A 1,341-nucleotide genomic window follows, 5' to 3' on the forward strand; every position below is an offset into this window, starting at 1 on the left:
ATAAAAGGAATGGATAAACGATTTTAGGCGATAGACAGAGACTAGAGCAGAAGCTAGTTCTGAGACGTTGATGATTAGGAGTTTACAGGCTTTGTAAAAGGAAAATTCTATATTGTTATGGTTTTTTGCTCTTACTGGTGAACATAAAAGAAAAAAGAGCATCAAACCAAGAAATTTCCCATAGGTTTGCACGACCACACGAGATGATTTTGTGGTATTCATTAAATGAATTTGCATTAACGATTTACTTAATTTAAAGACTAACTCTATTTGCCATCGTAAGGCATAGGTCTGATGGATATGTTCTTGTTTGATTTGTGACTCGCTGGTGTTAGTGATATAAATAGACCAATCTTGTAAAGCAAGCGATTCTTGACTCGGTTTGCTGCCACGACGCCTGTGGTCTTCTTTGAGTCTTTGTCGCCTTCGGTCTGCTATTTCTTTAGGTAAACGCTGCGCGACTAAGCGGACAGGGATTTTATATTGAGCTCCCAGGAGTAGCTCCTGAGAGAAGAATTGACCGGACGTGGACAAGCTGGCGAGTAAATCCAGAGGTTGTTTATCCAAGGTTAATAATTTAGTACCCGTAAGTAAGCGGCTTACAAAAAAAGCCTCTCCCTCGATAATTTTTTTAAACGAACTGAGTTTAAAATAGCCCAGGTCCATTAAATAAAGAGCTCCTTTTTGAATTTCATTGAAATAATTATCGAACCCTTGATCGTTATCACTCCCTGATGTGAGAGTCAGTTCATTTATTTGTCCTTGAAGATAATCAAACTGCAATTGTATTTTTAAAGCGGCACTGGAGGCTGCCCCTCCACACCCTTGGAATAGATTATTTAAAGCACTGTGTAATGAAATGCTGCTGCTATCAATTAGTTTAAGGCCACTGAATATCTCAAGACCATTAAGCATGGGTAACTTTTCAGTTTGAAAATAATTTAAAAAATACGCAGACATGGCCTTAACAAACGCCTCGGTATGTTTATTAAATCGCTCATGTAATGACTGCTTTCGGATTGTAATTCCTTGTTTTTTAAGAAAGTCACAAAAAGTGTCCAGATCAAAAAAAGGAGCAAAACTTGTCGAGATTAGGGCTCTTATAAAGCCACTGGGCGTCAATTTTGACTGTCTTTTCTTGTATTTTGTTTCCTTACCTAACTGTTCTGAGGTTTGGGATAAAAAATTGAAGATTTTTTGCGGTATATTTGATATGGTATCCAACAGCATAGAGTCCCTTTGTTTATTCCTGCCCGGAAAAAATTTAAAGGGTACTCTAGCTCTTTTTTCAATTTATTCAATCTGTTAAACAAAAATATTTTCCTTAGCCTGACGGCTATG

Annotated in this window: 1 protein-coding gene; it reads right to left on the reverse strand. The window is 37.3% G+C overall.

Annotated features, from left to right (window positions below; translation table 11 throughout):
* Positions 1 to 1,224: IS4 family transposase (locus B1207_RS15835; RefSeq protein WP_172458331.1), on the reverse strand; the 1,224-nt coding region annotated here is incomplete at its 3' end.
* Positions 1,225 to 1,341: the final 117 nt, after the last annotated feature.

The organism is Legionella quinlivanii, assembly GCF_003265995.1.
Taxonomy (GTDB): domain Bacteria; phylum Pseudomonadota; class Gammaproteobacteria; order Legionellales; family Legionellaceae; genus Legionella_C; species Legionella_C quinlivanii_A.